The sequence below is a fragment of the Leptolyngbya sp. NK1-12 genome (assembly GCF_032598965.1).
Taxonomy (GTDB): Bacteria; Cyanobacteriota; Cyanobacteriia; order Elainellales; family Elainellaceae; genus Elainella.
Map to the genome: position 1 here is coordinate 6122557 of NZ_CP053586.1, position 16708 is coordinate 6139264.

At 50.9% G+C, this 16708-nt stretch carries 18 protein-coding genes; 10 read left to right on the forward strand and 8 right to left on the reverse strand.

Features of this window, described 5'->3' with window-relative positions:
• The first annotated feature begins 47 nt into the window (after positions 1-47).
• Complete coding sequence (locus tag HJG54_RS26315) at positions 48-812, forward strand: DUF429 domain-containing protein (protein WP_316432187.1); 765 nt, start codon at positions 48-50, stop codon at positions 810-812.
• A gap of 89 nt (positions 813-901) precedes the next feature.
• On the opposite strand, the gene HJG54_RS26320 is transcribed toward HJG54_RS26315, so the two are convergent.
• On the reverse strand, positions 902-2065 hold the full coding sequence (locus tag HJG54_RS26320; RefSeq protein ID WP_316432188.1) for a hypothetical protein: 1164 nt from the start codon (positions 2063-2065) through the stop codon (positions 902-904).
• A gap of 297 nt (positions 2066-2362) precedes the next feature.
• Here HJG54_RS26320 and HJG54_RS26325 point away from each other — a divergent pair, with 297 nt between their 5' ends.
• A complete protein-coding gene (locus HJG54_RS26325; protein ID WP_316435595.1) occupies positions 2363-3643 on the forward strand; it encodes a transposase in 1281 nt (426 codons plus the stop codon).
• Here the strand turns inward: HJG54_RS26325 and HJG54_RS26330 are convergent.
• From HJG54_RS26330 to HJG54_RS26355, 6 genes are all read right to left on the reverse strand, one after another.
• A complete protein-coding gene (locus HJG54_RS26330; RefSeq protein ID WP_316432189.1) occupies positions 3617-4354 on the reverse strand; it encodes an alpha-ketoglutarate-dependent dioxygenase AlkB family protein in 738 nt (245 codons plus the stop codon). The genes HJG54_RS26325 and HJG54_RS26330 overlap by 27 nt on opposite strands.
• A 546-nt stretch (positions 4355-4900) precedes the next feature.
• On the reverse strand, positions 4901-6529 hold the full coding sequence (groL, locus tag HJG54_RS26335; RefSeq protein ID WP_316432190.1) for a chaperonin GroEL: 1629 nt from the start codon (positions 6527-6529) through the stop codon (positions 4901-4903).
• A gap of 319 nt (positions 6530-6848) precedes the next feature.
• Positions 6849-7160: a co-chaperone GroES gene (gene groES, locus HJG54_RS26340; RefSeq protein WP_035999452.1), complete on the reverse strand. Its 312-nt coding sequence runs from the start codon at positions 7158-7160 to the stop codon at positions 6849-6851.
• A gap of 425 nt (positions 7161-7585) precedes the next feature.
• A complete protein-coding gene (locus tag HJG54_RS26345; protein ID WP_316432191.1) occupies positions 7586-7744 on the reverse strand; it encodes a hypothetical protein in 159 nt (52 codons plus the stop codon).
• The gene (locus HJG54_RS26350) at positions 7741-8430 is read right to left on the reverse strand and encodes a hypothetical protein (protein ID WP_316432192.1); all 690 of its coding nucleotides are present in this window, start codon (positions 8428-8430) and stop codon (positions 7741-7743) included. The genes HJG54_RS26345 and HJG54_RS26350 overlap by 4 nt, the downstream gene beginning before the upstream one ends.
• A 116-nt stretch (positions 8431-8546) precedes the next feature.
• Positions 8547-9080, reverse strand: a complete 534-nt coding sequence (locus HJG54_RS26355; protein ID WP_316432193.1) for an Hsp20/alpha crystallin family protein — start codon at positions 9078-9080, stop codon at positions 8547-8549.
• A gap of 467 nt (positions 9081-9547) precedes the next feature.
• Here HJG54_RS26355 and HJG54_RS26360 point away from each other — a divergent pair, with 467 nt between their 5' ends.
• From HJG54_RS26360 to HJG54_RS26390, 7 genes are all read left to right on the forward strand, one after another.
• Positions 9548-9754, forward strand: coding sequence for a hypothetical protein (locus HJG54_RS26360; protein ID WP_316432194.1), 207 nt, complete (start codon positions 9548-9550; stop codon positions 9752-9754).
• Positions 9755-9817: 63 nt separating this feature from the next.
• On the forward strand, positions 9818-10132 hold the full coding sequence (locus HJG54_RS26365) for a DUF760 domain-containing protein (RefSeq protein ID WP_316432195.1): 315 nt from the start codon (positions 9818-9820) through the stop codon (positions 10130-10132).
• Positions 10133-10317: 185 nt separating this feature from the next.
• Positions 10318-10755 carry an Hsp20/alpha crystallin family protein gene (locus tag HJG54_RS26370; RefSeq protein ID WP_316432196.1) on the forward strand — a complete coding sequence of 146 codons (438 nt, stop codon included), beginning with the start codon at positions 10318-10320 and terminating at the stop codon, positions 10753-10755.
• A gap of 231 nt (positions 10756-10986) precedes the next feature.
• A complete protein-coding gene (gene dnaK, locus HJG54_RS26375) occupies positions 10987-12888 on the forward strand; it encodes a molecular chaperone DnaK (RefSeq protein WP_316432197.1) in 1902 nt (633 codons plus the stop codon).
• A gap of 322 nt (positions 12889-13210) precedes the next feature.
• Positions 13211-14212, forward strand: coding sequence for a J domain-containing protein (locus tag HJG54_RS26380; RefSeq protein WP_316432198.1), 1002 nt, complete (start codon positions 13211-13213; stop codon positions 14210-14212).
• Between the two features lie 5 nt (positions 14213-14217).
• Entirely contained in the window at positions 14218-14535 is a 318-nt protein-coding gene (locus tag HJG54_RS26385) for a chaperone modulator CbpM (RefSeq protein ID WP_316432199.1), read from the forward strand.
• A gap of 3 nt (positions 14536-14538) precedes the next feature.
• Positions 14539-15849 carry a hypothetical protein gene (locus tag HJG54_RS26390; RefSeq protein WP_316432200.1) on the forward strand — a complete coding sequence of 437 codons (1311 nt, stop codon included), beginning with the start codon at positions 14539-14541 and terminating at the stop codon, positions 15847-15849.
• A 14-nt stretch (positions 15850-15863) separates the two neighbouring features.
• On the opposite strand, the gene HJG54_RS26395 is transcribed toward HJG54_RS26390, so the two are convergent.
• A complete protein-coding gene (locus HJG54_RS26395) occupies positions 15864-16166 on the reverse strand; it encodes a DUF29 family protein (protein ID WP_316435670.1) in 303 nt (100 codons plus the stop codon).
• A 69-nt stretch (positions 16167-16235) separates the two neighbouring features.
• Here HJG54_RS26395 and HJG54_RS26400 point away from each other — a divergent pair, with 69 nt between their 5' ends.
• Complete coding sequence (locus tag HJG54_RS26400; protein WP_316432201.1) at positions 16236-16700, forward strand: hypothetical protein; 465 nt, start codon at positions 16236-16238, stop codon at positions 16698-16700.
• Positions 16701-16708 lie beyond the last annotated feature (8 nt).

The following is a 16708-nucleotide window of genomic DNA, read 5'->3' on the forward strand; positions in this document are numbered from 1 at the left end:
GGAAAGTGAATACAGCCATTGTTTTGGGCACCCAGATTGGATAGTCCATGAAATTTCTGGGTGTTGATTTGGGATGGCAGTCCCAGCCGAGTGGGTTATGTTGTTTAATTTGGCAGCAAGGAAAATTACAGTTGCTGCATCTAACCCGTTTGGCAACAATTCCTGATGTGCTGGCCTACATAGATGCTTGGGTGAGTCCTGAGGATCCCGCTATGGTTGCGGTTGATGCCCCAACTTTAATTGCCAATTTGACTGGAATGCGGTTGGCCGATCGGTTAGCTCACAGGTATTTTGGTCGCTATCATGCAGGCTGCTATCCGGCTAATTTGGGTCGTCCCTTTGCCCAACGCACCATCGAATTTGGCTTGAGCTTAGCTGCAAGAGGGTTTGTACATGCCCCAGCGATTACTCCCCAGCAATTAGGCCGCTATCAAATCGAGGTCTTTCCCCATCCGGCGATTGTGCATTTGTTTGGGTTAAGTCAGATTTTGAAGTACAAGAAGGGTAGAGTAGTCGAGCGGCGGGCCGAGTTGACTCGTTACCGTGATTACATCTTGACTGTTTTGCCGCAGTTGGAGCCGCCCCTGTTGCTTACCGATGCGGCTAGTAACTCTCTACTGCCACAGGTACCTGAGCGTGGCCCTGCTCTCAAAGCTTTAGAAGACCAACTGGACAGCCTGATTTGCGCCTATGTGGCTGCTCATTGGTGGTACTGGGGATCAGAACGCAATTGGGTACTCGGAGCCGAGACACCAGAGGCATGCTGTGTGGAAGGTTATATTGTGGTGCCGGTTGGCGTCAAACCTAATTGAAGGCTAGCGACTAAAACGCCTACACAAACAAAACCCGCCTTCGCGGGTTGCTATTGAATATTATGCGACTATGGATGTGCCCTCTGGCATTACTGAAGCTGCTTTAGCTTTGCTCTGGCTGATTTGAGTAACTGTTGTGCCTCTTGGTAGGCAGTGGTGCCTGGTTCAACGGACTCTAGTTGGTTAACAATGTGCTGGAGTTGGCCAACCACATAGCTGCGATCAAACTGCTGCAAATCAGGAGAAGTTGCTTTGATCAAATCTGCGATTTGTGCTTTGGCCTGCTGCATTGCCAATGTTGCGTCTGCTTCTTCCTGCTGCCGAACTTTGATTATTTCCAGATTCATAGTGTAAGTTGCCAGCAGTTTCTGGGCTTCTCTGTAGCCAGCTAAGTCACGACGAGAAACCTGCTCAAGTCTAGAAATAGCCAGCTTCCACAGATTGATCACCTTCTGCCAATGATCTACTGAATGCGGCGGCTTTTGACTCGCGTTCGCGGCCTGCCAAGCAAAATCTTTTGCAGCCTCAATCAAACTGATCGACTCGTGGGTCTGAAGGCCACCCTTTGCCTCGAACTCCCGCTGAGCTGCCTCTAGCTTTTGTTGTGCACTTCTTCCCGCTAGGGTCATGTCTGGAATCTGCTGCAATTGATCGAGCGCATCTTGCCATACCCGCAGTGCCGCCTGTTTTTCTGGAGAAGTTGCGGCTTCTTGGTGCTGCTGCATTGCTGCACCGAGGGTTTGTTCAGCTTGGGCTAGGGCAGTCTGAGCGTTTTTCTCTTGAAACAGTTTGGCTTCTAGCCGTCCCACTTCTGCACGGGCACGGTTTAAGCCGAGTGGATTGAGTCGCCAGTCGTACCAGCTCAGATAGGGGGTATCAGGCAGTTCACTCCAAACCCAAGTTGGCAGGCGGTCAAGACTTGCTTTGGCCTGTTTGAGTTTTTCCTCGCCCTGGTCCAGATCGCTGGGTGCCGTAGCTTGATCAATCAATTGACTGGCTGCTTCTAGGGCAGCTGAGGCTTGGCGGAAGTTGCGATCCATGCTGATGTAGCTGGGCAGAAGCAACAAAGGTGCTTCCTCCGCAATGGGATCACGGATGGGCGCGTAGGGCAGGTTCACCACGGCCAGCGCACCGACGGGAATTCCCAGCAAAATGGCAGTCCAAACAAGACGGTTCCAGGTCCGCCGTAACTTTACTGAAAGTGTCGGACGACTATGCAAAACTTCGGCCTCTAGCACAGATTCTCGTGCCATTTCTCGTGCCATTCGCTGCTCGAGTTCTTCGATGGTCCGTGGCGGAGTATTCTGAAGCGTTGGCCCAGCTGATGGTGCAGGGGAGGTTGAATTTTGTGAATTGTTTGGCTGTTTGGCTTTAGCCCAGAACGCGAGCTGATGCAGACTTTTCATATTCCAGCAAGTGATTCACTATCGTTTCAGCAATTCTCATTTTGGCGAAAAGCTGTTCAAGTCCTGGAAATATCGGTATTGTAAGAACATCTAAGAGAGCCAAGAGAGCCAGAACCGTTGAAAGAACGGGGGTTGTTTGACACAATAGTTGGTTCCTTTCGCCAGCGCCTGTCCTCGCTACCGGACAAACGCACGGGCAAGAATACCCGCTATGGGATGGAAGATGCAGCCTTGAGCGCGTTTAGCGTGTTCTTCACCCAAACCCCGTCATTTCTGGCATACCAGCGAATGATGGAGGGCAGTAAAGGTCATAGTAATGCCCAAAGTCTGTTTGGAGTACATCAGATACCGAGTGACAACCAGATTCGGGCGTTGCTCGATGGGGTGAAACCAGAGCAGGTATTTCCCATCTTTGAGGAAATCTTGCAGGTGTTGGAGCAACAGGGACAGTTGAAGAGATTGCGCTCGTTTGCCGACACTCTGCTCATGGCAATCGATGGCACCGAATACTTCGGTTCGAGCCAAATCCATTGCCCGCAGTGTTCAACGCGCCAGTTGAAGTCAGGAGAGATGTACTATTTTCATAGTGTGGTCACTCCAGTCATCGTTTGTCCGGGTCAATCTCAGGTGATTCCATTGGTGCCTGAGTTTGTCGTACCGCAAGATGGGCATGACAAACAAGACTGTGAGAATGCAGCCGCCAAACGGTGGTTTTTGCAGTACGGACAACGCTACCGTGCCTTCAATGTAACGGTTTTGGGCGATGACCTCTACTGTCATCAACCCTTATGCCAACAGCTCTTAGCTCAACAATTCGACTTCATTCTGGTATGCCGTCCGGAGTCTCACGCTACCCTCTATGAGCATCTCGAAGGCATTGATTTACCGACAGTGACGACCAAACGTTGGACTGGAAAGGTCGAGGAAACCTATACCTACCGCTACCTCAACGACGTGCCCCTCAAAGATGGGGATGATGCGCTCTTGGTGAATTGGTGCGAACTGACGGTGAGCCGCCCAGATGGGAAGGTAGTCTACAAAAATTCCTTTGCCACCAATCATCCAATTACCGACGACACTGTGGCAGAGGTCGTCCTAGCCGGTCGTACCCGCTGGAAGGTGGAAAACGAGAATAACAACACCCTCAAGACCAAGGGCTACAACCTCGAACACAATTTTGGGCATGGCAAGCAGCATCTTGCTTCATTCCTCGCTACCCTCAACATCCTGTCCCTGCTGTTTCATACCTTACTGGAGTTGCTCGACCAGAAATACAAGCTGTTGCGATCTCATTTGCCCACTCGCAAAACCTTTTTTGATGATTTGCGGGCGTTGACCCGTTACCTGTATTTCAACAATTGGGATCACCTGCTCACCTTTATGCTTGAGGGTTTAGAGCTAGAAATCCCACCTAACACCAGTTGATTTTCCATACTGAGAATTGCTGCTCTCGAAAATGACGCGAAAGGTGAGATTAATTCTAGGCTCGACGGGCTGCTGGGTTTTGGGAACTTGATGCAGCCAGTAATGTTGAGTTTCGCCTCGCATGAGCAAAAAGCTGCCGTGAGTTAACAGAATCTCGACTTTTTGCTGTGTTTGTCTGTGCTTAAAGCAAAATCGGCGGGTACCACCAAAACTAACGGAACCAATCACCGGATTCGGTCCCAACTCAGGCTCATCGTCGCTGTGCCACGCCACGCTGTCCTGACCGTTGCGGTAGAGATTCAACAACACACCGTTAAACCTGGTTTGCGCGACTGCTTCGACGCGAGTTTTGATCGCCTCTATGGTGGGCGTCCAGGGCTTGGAATGCTGTTCAAGGCCAGAGTAGGTGTAGGATTTTCCGGCATCTCCGTACCAAGCGGTCAACCTCGGCAAGGCCACTGACTTACCGAAGATTTGCATGGCATCTTGCTGCCAACTGATTTCGGCAAACAGCTTTGCTAAAAAGATTTGGCTTTCGGCAGCCGTGAAAAAATTCTTGTAGAGCAGCACCTCACCATCGCTGGGCAGCACTGCAACTGGAAAAACTGATTCAGCCTCGAAGCTATCTAGAGTACTGTTGTTTGTACTGTTGTTGGGGGCTAGGTTCTGCCAGAGACTGAGTTGATCGTAGATGAAATTTCTGGAAGTCATGAGGCAGAAGTGCTGTAGCCGCTGGGTGACAGTAGTTCCATTTTATTTCTATTTGAAGAATTGCGTTGAAGTGGCGGCAAGAAAGTTATGGCGGTTAAAACCGCTGCGATACAAACCAAATTGGCGACTCGGCTAAGCTCCGTCGAACGCCCTGTTAAGTAGTATGTGGATTAGTGAAAATTCGGTATATGCCAACGTTTATACTAGCCAGTTCGCTAGTGCCCAAATTCCCACAAGCGACAGAAAAACAAATAACCATGCTTGCCAAGTTGCCATTGGTTTACCTCCTTTTATGCGTCATCTATGCGTCATCTATGCGTCAGTGAAAGCTATAGTCCCGGCAAGTTTTACAATCAGGTCTAAATTAGATCTAATAATTTCTAATAATTAGGACAGAGTAACCAGGCGATTGGTCCCCTGTCCTAGAATCTTGACATCAATCAGCCTGGAGATGAACTGCCTTTGGTAGGAAGCTTTGAGCGGATGCAATCTCAAGAGTGCCCAATTGCTCACTCCAAAGGCTTAGAAGCAGGCTGAGTGTCAGGCTTAGAAGTCATCGCCCATGCCTGCGCCGGCGGCAGCTGGAGCCTTCTTCGGTTCGGGCTTATCCACCACAATGCACTCGGTGGTCAGCACCATGCCAGCAATTGAGGCCGCATTTTGCACAGCAGAGCGCGTTACTTTCGCTGGGTCAACAATGCCCGCCTCGAACATATCGACAAACTTATCTTGGGCGGCATCGTAACCCGTGTTGAAAGGCTGCTGCTTGACATGCTCAGCAATCACCGCACCGTTCTGACCGGCGTTCTCGGCAATTCGCTGGAGCGGAGCATAGAGGGCACGCGCCACAATCAAAGCACCCGTCAACTCCTCATTATGCAGATGGCTCTTGGCCCATTCTTCCAGTTCAGGCGCGAGGTGAGCCAGCGTAGTGCCACCACCGGGAACGATACCTTCTTCCACAGCAGCTTTAGTGGCGTTGATCGCATCCTCTAGGCGCAGCTTGCGGTCCTTCATTTCGGTTTCCGTCGCGGCCCCGACTTTCACCACAGCGACACCACCTGCCAGTTTCGCCAACCGCTCTTGCAGCTTTTCTTTGTCATAGCTAGAGTCGGTTTCTTCGATCTGACGGCGAATTTGCTCGCAGCGGGCCTTCACGGCTTTCTCGTTGCCGTCGGCCACAATCGTGGTGGTGTCTTTGGTGATAGTGACGCGGCGAGCCTGACCCAGCATCTCCAGCTTGACGTTTTCCAGCTTTAGACCCGTATCGTCGCTAATCACCTGACCGCCGGTGAGAATCGCCATATCCTCCAGCATCGCCTTACGCCGATCGCCAAAGCCAGGAGCCTTCACAGCCGCCACGTTCAGCACACCCCGCAGTTTGTTCACCACCAGGGTTGCCAGGGCTTCTTTCTCGATGTCTTCAGCAATGATCAGCAGAGGCTTACCGGACCGGGCCATTTGCTCCAGCACTGGCACCAGGTCCTGCACCAAGGTGATTTTCTTATCGGTGAGCAGCAGGTACGGCTCTTCGAGAACCGCTTCCATCCGCTCGGTGTCGGTGGCAAAGTAGGGCGAAATATAGCCCTTATCAAAGCGCATCCCCTCGGTAATTTCCAGTTCGGTGGTCATGGACTTGCCCTCTTCCAGAGAGATCACGCCTTCCTTGCCCACCTTGTCCATGGCTTCGGCAATCATCTGACCGACTTCATTATCGTTACCGGCGGAAATGGCTGCTACCTGAGCGACGGCCTTGGAATCATTTACCGGACGGGCATGTTCGGCAATGCGTTCCACTAGATGGTGTGTAGCTTTGTCAATGCCGCGCTTGAGGGCAATTGGATTGGCACCAGCAGCCACGTTGCGCAGACCTTCTTTCACCATTGCATGGGCCAGCACAGTTGCGGTTGTGGTTCCGTCACCAGCAGCATCATTCGTTTTAGCTGCCGCTTGACGCAATAGCGAAACGGCTGTGTTCTCGATGTGATCCTCTAGTTCGATCTCTTTAGCAATCGTCACACCATCATTGATAATCTGCGGCGCACCGTATTTTTTCTCTAGCACCACATTGCGACCTTTGGGGCCGAGAGTAACGGCAACCGCTTCCGACAAGGCATCAAAACCGCGCTCTAGCGCTCGACGAGCTTCATCACTGTAGGTAATTGTCTTAGCCATAGCCTTTAACTAGTTCTAAGTGTTGGGTTTTGAGTGTTGAATTAATCGAACCAGGTGTACTAGTTTGAAGTGTTGAGTTTTGAAGTGTTGAGTTCATTGAGTCAGGCACAAGCTTTGGACTTTATCTAACCCAAAGTTTAGAATTCAACCTCACCCAACTTAATATCAAATCCGATTAAACGCCCTAATCCCTTAAATGCTGATTGTACAGGCGTTTTGGCAAAACATTGAATTGTACAGGCGTTTTGGCAAAACGCCTCTACGTAAATTCTGGCGGCTCAACCGGATTTGATATTAAAATTCAAAACTCAAAACTTTCTTAGCTGACCGTTGCCAAAATGTCCTGTTCGCGTAGAAGAACATAATCCTCGCCGCCGAGTTTGATGTCGGTGCCGGCGTATTTGGAGTAGAGTACATTGTCACCGACTTGGACATCAATGGCTTGGAAGGAGCCGTCTTCATTGCGTTTACCAGGGCCGACCTGTACTACTTCCCCAACTTGGGGTTTTTCTTTGGCCGTGTCGGGTAGGATAATTCCGCCTGCGGTTTTCTCTTCGGCTTCCCGCACTTTGACCAAAATTCGGTCGCCCAGCGGTTTAACGGTTGTAACCCCTAAAGAAACAGTCGCCATAGATAGTCTCCCAACGTTTCCGTTAGATTGTGCGAATTAGTTTGACATAGATTGAATAACAGGATGAGACATACAGGAGGAAATCTAGATTGCGAAGCTACAATGCTAGATTGGACTGTTAGCCTCAAACGATGCTACCTACATCGGCGTGACAGTAAAGATTCAAGCCAGGAGGTATTCTCTCAACTTCTAGATGCTAATTTAGCCGTAAGACGTAGCAGGTGGCAATAAATTGGGCTGTACGGTTTGCCGAACTTACTAAGGAGAGCAGTAAATGGTGAATAGTGAGGGGTGAGGGGGAAGGGGTGAGGGGTGAGGGGGAAGGGGTGAGGGGTGAGGGGTGAGGGGTGAGGGGTGAGGGGGAAGGGGGAAGGGGGAAGGGGGAAGGGTGTTGACTATAAAGCGCTCGGGTTAGTAATTAGCAGTTATTCCTGTTCAAGTAGGTAGAGTTGCAGTGCGGTCAAGGGTGCTCGCACACTGCCCGCTAAAACGGCGGCCATGGCCACAATTGCATAAGCAGGCGGCAGCGCAATTTCACCCCGATGAAGACTCTCTAGATGAAGACTCTCTAGATGAAGACTCAATTTTGTGCGGCCTGATTCGGCTGGGAGAAATTAGATGATTCGGCTTGCCGTTGATTGGATTGGTTTGCCATTAATCGTTCTAGCGTTGCATTGAGACTATAGAGTTGACTCAGAGTTGCGTCTCTAGAAAGATTATCTCGAATATTATCTCGAATCCTTTGTTCGAGGATTTGAAGCTGTTGCTGAATGCGTTCAAGTTGGGCAGATGAGATCTCCGGAACTTGTTCAATCAGTGTGCGGGCTTGTTCAGATAGTTCTTGAGTTCGCTGGTTCAATGAGTTGAGCTGTTGTTCAAGGCGTCGGACTTGGTCAGGGTTGACTCTGCTTTGTTCTAGTGTTCTGACTTGCTCGCTTAACTGGCGCTGTTGATTGCGTAGACTCGCCTGTTCATTATGCAGCATCAGTGTGATTCCAGCTAGCGCACCGCCTAAGGCGAGAATTGCCGCAATCAATGATCCAGTTAACCAACGCATTTGTTTGCGCAGTTTATTGGTTTCATAGGTGGATAGGCGAGCGTTTGCGCTGATTGACTGGCGTAGCTCGTGCAACTCCTGAGTCAGTTTCGCTAAGGCTTGATTTGTTTGGTTGAACGAATTGTCTGAAATGTGAGAGTTAGAGCCATTATCGAGTTGAGAAGAAGTTGAGGAGTAATCGCCGTCGTAGAGCAGAGTAGTCTCTTGTTCCATATTGCCTCACCTCGTTGAGCGAGTTGGCTCAGCATTCTGATTCTGGAGAAGGCTCCCCACTGCGGAAGAGCCTTCACTGACTAATTGGCTAAATTAGCTTGCTAAATTAGCTTAAATTAGCTGCCGTGATTACCACCGTTGGGCACGGGTTCGCTAGCCGCTTCTAAAGTGGCCGTGGAAGCAGAATTAGCGAACTCACCCAAATTTACCTTCACGACGCGCCGTCGCTCTTGTTCGGTCTTTGGTAAGGTGAGGCTGAGAATGCCATCATGGAAGTCAGCGCGAACGCGGTCGTTTTCAATTGTGGCCGGTAGCGAGATCAAACGGCGGAACTTACCATAGGCGAACTCAGAACGTAGCCACTGCTGCGATTCGGATTGCTGCGGTTGAGGATATTCGCCCTCGATGAGAACTGCATCTCGCGTTACTTGGATATTCAGGCGGTTGCGATCAAGGCCGGGAAGCTGTGCCCGCAACACTAGGTTTTCAGGTGTATCCATCAGTTCGATGGCGGGATACCAAACCGCTTCTCGCTCGCTAGATGCCCCGGTGAACTCATCAAACACCTGATCGAGTTGACGCCGCAGAACTTCCATGCGTTCAAAGGGTTGCCAGGTTAGGTCAAAAGGTTGCCAACGCATGATTCTCATAGAGCTAGCCTCCTTTGCTAAAATTACTGAAATTGATTCTCTAACAGTTACCGAATTTGTGGACTGTATCAATTTATTCATCGAGCAGCATGATGAAGAGTTCAGATGCAGTCTTGCTGACTGTTCTGATTGGCTGCTCAGCTCTCTATCCAACAAATAGCAAACGATTCTGTGATTCTGGGTTTGCTAAAAGTAGGGGTTTCCGAACGTACAATTTGGCGGTTCTCCCAACCGCTAACCAACAAAAGTGGTTAATACTAACAAATTATAATAATTAAATAAATATAAAATCAAATCGTCAAAGCAATTAACTCAACACTTCTAAAGCGCAAGGCAACTTATCTATCACAGGTCTATCGCGGGTCTATCATAAGCGAGATATGTGCCCTCTATTCGCCCAATAGCTTGCGTTTTGATCTGACGTGCTTAACTTAGTTCAGAGATTAATCATCGATGGTGCCCACGAGATGGCATTACAAATTCTGCGGCACAATCAAGCCTTGCTTGAGGAAACCGCACAAACTTTGCTGCAAAAGGAAATATTAGAGGGTGAGGAACTGCGCTCCTATCTCGATCGGGCCGAGTCCCCGGCAGAACTGCCCCACTGGTTACGGCACGGCAAAGCAGCAGTTCAACTGCCCTTCCAATCTCTTCCTGCTATGCCCCAGTTGTGAACCCTCTACCGTTTAATTGGGTTGACCTACTGAATAACAGCTAAAGCAAGAAGGAATTTGCCTATGAATAACTCGACGAACCAAATCTTACCGATGCCAAGCAATGGCAACTCACTGTTGGACTATATCCAGACCTTACCGCCGGAAACGGTTTCTCAACTGTCCACCCCCGATCCAGAAGCCCGTCAAATGATGGAATATCAGCTGGCAGGCTTACTAGAAACGCTACCACCCCAGCACTTCGGCATCACGATCACGATGAATCGCCAGCACCTCGGCCATCTGTTAGCATCTGCGATGATGAGCGGCTATTTTCTCAGAAATGCCCAACAGCGACTGTTGCTAGAGCAGGCGTTACCAGCAGGTGAAGTACCGTAAAGATGATGCGGGACGGTTCGGAAGAAGGAAACAAAGTTTTCGAGAGAACCGAACTTCACAGCATTCCACAGCAGCTGATTTGCTGACTAATCTGAAATTAGATAGCTGAATTAAGCCATTCAACCAAGCTATCAAATCAGATCGTAGAACAAGACCGTAGAACAACGAAATTGGAGGTGAATGATATGTCTCTAATTCGTTGGCAACCGTTTCAAGAAATTGAAGCCTTGCAACGGGACATGAACCGTTTATTTGATCGCCTCATGACTACGAATGGCAGTCAGAACGGTTCAAGCTTTGCTCCCGCCGCAGAACTTGAAGAAACCGCTGATGCGATTCACCTGAAACTGGAAATTCCCGGATTAGACAAAAAGGACATCGATGTTCAGGTTTCCGCAGACGCCGTTTCGATTAGCGGCGAACGCAAAGAAGAAACTCGCACCGAAGAAAAAGGAATCACCCGAACCGAATTCCGCTACGGTAAATTCCAGCGAGTGATTCCACTCCCGGCACGAGTTGAAAATGCCAATGTGAAAGCCGAATACAAGAACGGCGTCCTGCAACTCACTCTGCCGAAATCAGAAGAAGAGAAGCGGAAGGTCGTTAAGGTGAACGTTGGCTAGAAGGGTAGGGGGTGAGGGGTGAGGGGTGAGGGGTGAGGGGTGAGGGGTAAGCAGGTTGTCCTGACAATCATAAGTTGATTGCTGGATGATTGATTGTTGATGTCTGCATCTCATTCACTCATCCACACACTCACCCCCTACCCCCTACCCCCTACCCCCTACCCCCTACCCCCTACCCCCTACCCCTACCCCTCACCAAATCTATAGCGAACAAAACAAGGGAGAAACGCGATGGCGAAAGTTGTTGGAATTGATTTGGGAACGACAAACTCCTGTGTGGCCGTGATGGAAGGCGGTCAACCGGTGGTGATTGCTAATGCTGAAGGGAATCGCACCACTCCATCGGTGGTGGCCTATACCAAGAATGGCGATAAATTGGTCGGGCAGATCGCCAAACGGCAGGCGGTGATGAACCCCGACAATACGTTTTATTCGGTGAAGCGATTTATCGGGCGCAAGTACGATGAAGTGACCGGCGAAGCCAAGCAGGTTTCCTACAAGGTGCTGCGGGATGCCAATGGTAACGTCAAGCTGGATTGCCCGATTCAGAAAAAGCAGTTTGCTCCGGAAGAGATTTCGGCTCAGGTGCTGCGCAAACTGATCGATGATGCCAGCAAATATCTGGGAGAGACAGTCAAACAAGCGGTGATTACGGTGCCGGCCTACTTCAACGACTCGCAGCGGCAAGCCACCAAAGATGCCGGACGAATTGCTGGCATTGAAGTGCTGCGGATCATCAACGAACCGACGGCCGCAGCTCTCGCCTATGGACTCGACAAGAAGAACAACGAAACCATCCTGGTGTTTGACTTGGGTGGCGGTACGTTTGACGTGTCGATTCTAGAAGTGGGCGATGGCGTGTTTGAAGTGAAGGCCACCAGTGGCGATACCCACTTGGGCGGTGACGACTTCGATAAAAAGATTGTGGATTGGTTAGCCATCGAATTTCAGCGTCACGAAGGGATTGATTTGCGCAAAGACAAACAAGCGCTGCAACGCCTCACCGAAGCCGCTGAGAAAGCCAAAATCGAACTGTCTGGAGCGACGCAAACTGCGATCAACCTACCCTTCATTACGGCAACTCAGGACGGTCCGAAGCACCTCGATATGACCCTGACGCGGGCACAGTTTGAGCAGATGTGCAGTGACCTGCTCGATCGCTGTCGGATTCCGGTGGAACAAGCGCTGCGCGACGCCAAACTATCGGCTGCGGATATCGATGAAGTGGTGCTGGTGGGTGGTTCCACGCGAATTCCGGCGGTGCAGCAACTCGTGCGCCAACTCACTGGTAAAGACCCCAATCAGGGCGTTAACCCGGATGAAGTGGTGGCGGTGGGTGCGGCGATTCAGGCGGGCGTACTGGCGGGTGATGTCAAAGATGTGCTGCTGCTGGATGTGACGCCGCTGTCGCTGGGGGTAGAAACCTTGGGCGGCGTGATGACCAAACTGATTCCGCGCAACACCACGATTCCGGTGAAGAAGTCCGAGATTTTCTCGACTGCTGCCGACGGGCAAACTAGCGTCGAAATTCATGTGCTGCAAGGCGAGCGGGAAATGGCCGCCGACAACAAGAGCCTCGGTACTTTCCGTCTCGATGGCATTCCTCCAGCACCGCGCGGCATGCCGCAAATCGAAGTTACGTTCGATATCGACGCCAATGGAATTCTCTCGGTCTCGGCTCAGGATAAAGCCACCGGCAAAGTTCAGTCGATCACAATCACGGGTGCTTCCACCTTGGATGAAAAAGATGTGGAGCGGATGGTGAAGGATGCCGAAGCCAATGCCGAAGCCGACCGCAAGCGCCGCGAGCAAATCGACACCAAAAATATGGCCGACTCGCTGGCCTACCAAGCCGAGAAGCAGCTCAAAGACTTGGGCGACAAAGTTTCAGCGGCAGACAGAAGTCGTGTTGCGGATCTGGTCAAGGAGCTGCGGCAAGCGATTGACCAAAATAACTATGACCGCATGAAAGCTTTGACGAACGATCTGCAACAAGCTCTGATGCAGGTAGGCAGCGCGGTTTATAGCCAAGCCCAGTCTGGTTCTGCTAGCGCCTCTGGTGCAAGTGGCAGCAACGCGGACGGCTCGGACGGCAATGATGTGATCGACGCGGACTTTGTTGAGAGTCGATAAACGAATTCTGCTCTAGTAGCCAGTCGTTGGTTTAGAGCATGAGGCGAGGTAGGGCGGGCTAGTCCTGCTCTACTTTCGTTTGGGGCGTTGTTGCATGAGAAATGATTGTTTACGGGTTTCGTTTCCTCTCGGCCCCGTTCGGCTGAGCTCACGTCGAATAAATCCCCCAATTCTGGGCAACTTTGAGTCGCTCTAATCCCTCAGCCTATAGCCCTGTTGTGCATTCCACGAAGGGGGTGACGGGCAAAAATCATACTAAATTCAGCAACATTCGTTTGAAATTAGGCATTTGCAATCAGGAGGTTGGAACGAGGAGGCAACAATGGCAGCAACCGATTTTAAGGACTACTACAAAATTCTGGGAGTGAGCATAACGGCCACGCCCGAAGAAATCAAACGAGCCTATCGCAAGCTGGCGCGAAAATACCACCCCGACCTAAACCCCAACGACAAAACAGCCGAAGCCCGCTTCAAGGAAATCAATGAGGCGCATGAAGTGCTCTCGGATCCAGAAAAACGCCAGAAGTATGATCAGTTTGGTCAGTACTGGCAGCAGGCGGCGGCGGGCGTGCCTCCCACAGGTGACTTCGGGCAAGGTGATTTTGGGCAATACAGCAGCTTCGACGACTTCATCAACGAACTGCTGGGCCGGTTTGGCAGTCGTGGCGGCAATCGGAGCGGCAATCGGCGAGTCTACACCTATCGCACTACTACACCCTCTGGAGTCCAGGACTTTGCTGGATTTAGTGGCTTTGACGATGCCTTTGGCGGATTTTCCGAAATGCCAGCTCAGGATACCGAAGCGACGATTGGCCTCACCTTCTCGGAAGCATTTCACGGCACGCAAAAGCGGCTGCAAATTGGGGACGCAACCATCACAGTGCGCATTCCGCCCGGAGCCAAGCCGGGTAGCCGGATTCGAGTCAAAGGCAAGGGCCAGATCAGTCCGTTTAGCCAGCAGCGCGGCGATTTGTACCTGACGATCGAACTCCTGCCCCATGCCTTTTTCCAGTTTCAGGGCGAGGATCTCGTTTGCGAGGTGCCAATTCGGCCCGATGAAGCGGTATTGGGAGCCAAGATCGAAGTACCCACGCCCGATGGTAAAGTAACTCTAACGGTGCCGCCCGGAGTGGACTCTGGGCAAACCCTGCGGCTGCGGGGCAAAGGCTGGCGCGACTCGAAGGGCAAACGTAGCGATCTGATGGTCAAACTGAAAATCGTCACTCCAAAGTCGCTTGCTGCCAACGAGCGAGAGTGTTACGAAAAACTGCATCACCTGAGCACGTTTAATCCTCGTCAAACGTTAACGGAGGTACGACTGTGAATTCAATGAATTCGACAATAAATTCGCTCAGTTTATCGCGTCTGGTGTGGTCCGAGACGGGCGAGCATCTGTATAGCTTCGAGCAGGCAGCCGTGCTTACCCAAACCTCGGTGACGGTGTTAGAGCGTTTTGCTAGTTTGGGCTTGATTGAGCCGGTTGGTGTGATGCTGCGGTCCCAAGATCTGCTGCGCGTCGTCAAAATTCTGCGGCTGCGGCGGGATCTGGGTTTGAATCTGGTAGGAGCAGTAATGGTGCTCGACATGGCCACCGAAATTGCCCAACTGCGATCGCAACTGCAAGCCTATCGCCACGCAAGGAACTAAACGATGGGTGTAACGGTGAATCGCTGTTTGGGAGTCTTTTCGCTGGCTATTTTGCTGGTCTCGACTCACTATGGGCTGGGGTTTTTGCTAGGCACGGCAGAACAGGTCCTGATCCGAGGCGTCAGCGGTAGTCTCTACGCCGTTTCGATTGGGTTAGGGACGCTGGCTTTGCTGGCGCTAGTCAAATTCTACTGGAACGAAATCGAGCAGATCTGGACATTGCTGGGCAACCGCTACGGCCAGTCGGTGAAAGTTGGCGTCGGGCTGATGTCCTGGACTTCGCTAATCGGAATTGAGGCGGTGCAGATTATTGCGGCGGCTTCAATTTTGAATGTGGCAGGCGTGCCAACCGTGCCTGCGATGGTAACGTTAACGTTATTGTTCGCAATTCTATCTCTGCTGCCGGTTGAACGAGCGAGCTGGGTGTTTCGCGGCCTGTTGCTGTTTAATTTGCTGGCCTTAGTTTATGCGCTGGTGGCTCTGCATGGTGTCTCGCTATACTGGGACGCACCGCTGCAATTCATTCCGGCTTTGTCCGATTTGACCCTAGCCAAGCGAATTGGCATCTCGCTGCCCACGATTTTGCTGGTGCTGATCGATATGAAATGTCAGCAGTTTATTGTGCAAGCCAAGGATGTGCGCACGGCCTATTGGGGTTGTCTGCTGGCGGCTCTGATGCTGTTGCTGCTTGCCTTTTTGCCTACAGCGGTGGTCGTGGCAGCGCAAGCGGCGCAAATTTTGCCGCCGGATTTAACCGGTAAAGAAGTGATTCCCTACATTCTGACTTGGATCGGAGGCGGGGCTAATCGGCTAGAGGGTCGAGTCCTGATTGCAGCGCTGGCAGTTCCGGCCCTGGGGTTGGGAAGCAATGTCCTGAGGATTCAAGCCAAAACAATTTTAGATCTAGAGGTGATTCCCCCAACCGAGATTAATCGGATTGGGATTGTAATTATTAACGCTCTGTTAGCGTTGGCGGTTGCCTTCAAAGGTGGTGAAATCATTCAGTTGATTCTTTGTTTTTACGCAGCTTATCTCTCGACCGTATGGATTCCATTCATCGCCTTTTTATTAGCTGAATTCAAGATCTATTACTTTTCTGCTACGAGTGTGCGAACCGCTTTGATAGCAGGTAGTATCTCAGCCTTGATTACGTTAGGAATCACTATTTTGATGCCAAAGGCACTCTCTTCTTTAAGCCCAGAACTCATCATTTTGCTGATTGGGTTGGGGTTTGGTAGCTTCGGGTTATCGAGTGTGCATTTGATTGAGAAATTTGCAGCCTACCTACCAACTCAGGACAAAACCCAGGCTTAGCAAGCACAAAACTATCAAGACTGCCAAGGAAGCCAGTTCCCATCCAAGACTTGTTCTATAGTGAACCAAGGTTCTTCAGGAATCTGAGTGGCATCCAGTTCACTAGCTTTGAGAAAGAGCTTTCTACCATTCTTCTGCTCTGAGAAAGTATTCTGCAAAAAATTTCTTAAACTGGGACTAGCATTCAATAGTGCTTGAATTTGCAATCGAAAGTTGGCGACCTCTACATTCCAACCCTGGTTGACTGACAAATCGTCTGGGCATGAAAGGCAAGCTAGGAGGGAAGGAGAGCTTAATTTATGCTGGAGAGTTACCACACCTAACAGCAAAAACAATGGCTCCCACGTCCCGACTCTATAATGCGTTGAATGATTTTCTGCGTCAATGTGACATCGGTCGCTGAAGGCAAGAGGAGCAATGGATCACCCAAGCGACTGACTGCCCTGATCTCTGGCATTACTCAGGCAGACCTGTTTGTCTACGCCTTCGACAACATTCCCTATCCTGTCACTGCCCAGGGCAAGGAGTTAACCGACTGGGAGCGGGCATTCCAGCACATCAAGGCTGGTGCCACCCCCAGCATCGGTGCGCCGCTGGAAGTGATGCGGAAGAAGCGGCAAATCGTAGACCAAATCATTGTCGTGACAGACGAAGGCGAGAATGCGGCTCTCTACTTTGGTGAGGTTTACAAGATCTACTGCCGGGAGTTGGCAGTTATGCCCAAGGTGGTGATTGTCCGTGTGGGCGGTTACTGCAACTGGCTAGAGAGTCAACTGAAGGGACAGCAGGCACCTGTAGAGACGTTTACCTTTGCGGGAGACTACTACAGCTTGCCCAACCTTCGCTGTTGATCCACCCT

Coding starts and splice junctions, on each gene's coding strand:
- HJG54_RS26315 (WP_316432187.1), top strand. CDS start 48: ATGAAATTTCTGGGTGTTGATTTGGGATGGCAGTCCCAGCCGAGTGGG.
- HJG54_RS26320 (WP_316432188.1), bottom strand. CDS start 2,065: ATGGCACGAGAATCTGTGCTAGAGGCCGAAGTTTTGCATAGTCGTCCG.
- HJG54_RS26330 (WP_316432189.1), bottom strand. CDS start 4,354: ATGACTTCCAGAAATTTCATCTACGATCAACTCAGTCTCTGGCAGAAC.
- groL (WP_316432190.1), bottom strand. CDS start 6,529: ATGGCTAAGACAATTACCTACAGTGATGAAGCTCGTCGAGCGCTAGAG.
- groES (WP_035999452.1), bottom strand. CDS start 7,160: ATGGCGACTGTTTCTTTAGGGGTTACAACCGTTAAACCGCTGGGCGAC.
- HJG54_RS26350 (WP_316432192.1), bottom strand. CDS start 8,430: ATGGAACAAGAGACTACTCTGCTCTACGACGGCGATTACTCCTCAACT.
- HJG54_RS26355 (WP_316432193.1), bottom strand. CDS start 9,080: ATGAGAATCATGCGTTGGCAACCTTTTGACCTAACCTGGCAACCCTTT.
- HJG54_RS26360 (WP_316432194.1), top strand. CDS start 9,548: ATGGCATTACAAATTCTGCGGCACAATCAAGCCTTGCTTGAGGAAACC.
- HJG54_RS26365 (WP_316432195.1), top strand. CDS start 9,818: ATGAATAACTCGACGAACCAAATCTTACCGATGCCAAGCAATGGCAAC.
- HJG54_RS26370 (WP_316432196.1), top strand. CDS start 10,318: ATGTCTCTAATTCGTTGGCAACCGTTTCAAGAAATTGAAGCCTTGCAA.
- dnaK (WP_316432197.1), top strand. CDS start 10,987: ATGGCGAAAGTTGTTGGAATTGATTTGGGAACGACAAACTCCTGTGTG.
- HJG54_RS26380 (WP_316432198.1), top strand. CDS start 13,211: ATGGCAGCAACCGATTTTAAGGACTACTACAAAATTCTGGGAGTGAGC.
- HJG54_RS26385 (WP_316432199.1), top strand. CDS start 14,218: ATGAATTCGACAATAAATTCGCTCAGTTTATCGCGTCTGGTGTGGTCC.
- HJG54_RS26390 (WP_316432200.1), top strand. CDS start 14,539: ATGGGTGTAACGGTGAATCGCTGTTTGGGAGTCTTTTCGCTGGCTATT.